1 protein-coding gene and 1 other annotated feature are annotated in these 1,322 nt (G+C 63.2%); the gene reads right to left on the reverse strand.

Annotation, left to right across the window (positions count from 1 at the left end; translation table 11 throughout):
• Positions 1–39: 39 nt before the first annotated feature.
• Positions 40–1,271 (reverse strand): IS3 family transposase gene (locus tag EJI00_RS24850; RefSeq protein WP_126750118.1). Its coding sequence is split into 2 segments (ribosomal slippage): positions 40–983 and positions 983–1,271, totalling 1,233 coding nucleotides; the frame shifts between segments, so codons are not numbered across the junction.
• Positions 877–993: a sequence feature (AL1L pseudoknot), on the reverse strand. It overlaps the preceding gene by 117 nt.
• Positions 1,272–1,322: the final 51 nt, after the last annotated feature.

Below are 1,322 nucleotides of genomic sequence, written 5' to 3' on the forward strand. Positions count from 1 at the left end.
TGAATCGCCCCGGCATTCGCGGAGGCTGTTTGGTTTAAGTCAGACCGCCACCGAGGTGGCCTGACTGGCGAGTTGCCGATAGTAGTTTGCCTCAGCTTCTGCCGGCGGGATGTACCCGATGGGTTCGAGCAGGCGATGGTGGTTGAACCAGGACACCCATTCGAGCGTCGCGAACTCCACAGCCTCCTTCGTCTTCCACGGCGCCCGGCGGTGGATGAGCTCGGCCTTGTAGAGGCCGTTGATGGTCTCGGCCAACGCGTTGTCATAGCTGTCGCCCTTGCTCCCGACGGACGGCTCGATGCCCGCTTCTGCCAGCCGTTCGGTGTAGCGAACGCTGACGTATTGCGACCCGCGGTCGCTGTGGCATATCAGGCTTCCGTCGCGCTGCGGCTGCCGGGCGTATAGGGCCTGCTCCAACGCATCGAGCACGAAGTCCGTGCGCATCGAACTGCTCACGCGCCAGCCGACGATGCGACGGGCGAACACGTCGATGACGAAGGCCACGTACAACCAGCCCTGCCAGGTCGAGACATACGTGAAGTCGCTGACCCACAGTTGGTTCGGTTGCTGCGCCCTGAACTGCCGGTTGACCCGGTCCATCGGGCACGCGACCTTGGCATCACCGACCGTGGTTCGCACGACCTTTCCACGCATCACGCCGCGTAGCCCCAGCTTGCGCATCAATCGCTCGACCGTGCAGCGGGCGACGGCCACGCCATCGCGTGCCAGCTGCCGCCACACCTTGTCGGCACCGTAGACCTGCATGTTGGCCTGCCAGACACGTTGAATCTGCTGCGCCAGCACCTCGTCGCGATGCGCTCGGGCACAGCGTTTGTGGGGCTCTCGCAGCAGCGCTGCATGGCGCCGATACGCTGACGGGGCAACCTGCAAAACTTTGCAGAGCGGCTCGACCCCGAAGGTATCGCGATGCTTGTCGACGAAGTCCCTCAGGACTTCAGCCGGCGGTCGAGCTCCGCCTGGGCGAAAAACGCGCTGGCCAGCTTCAATATCTCGTTGGCTCGGCGCAGTTCCTTATTCTCGCGCTCCAGTTCCTTCATCCGCTGGGCGTCGTTGGTCGTGACGCCCTCGCGCACGCCGGTGTCGACTTCCACGCGCTTGACCCATTCATGCAGTGTTTGCGGCACGCATCCGATCTTCGGCGCTATGGATTCGATGGCCGCCCACAACGACGGGTACTCCCCACGGTGCTCCTGCACCATCCTCACCGCGCGCTCACGCACCTCGGGTGAAAACTTGTTCGACTTCTTCATGGCTCAATCCTCTCAGAGTGTTGAGCCTCCACAAAATCCGGGGCGATTCAC

Source organism: Variovorax sp. DXTD-1 (assembly GCF_003984625.1).
Lineage (GTDB): Bacteria > Pseudomonadota > Gammaproteobacteria > Burkholderiales > Burkholderiaceae_C > Variovorax.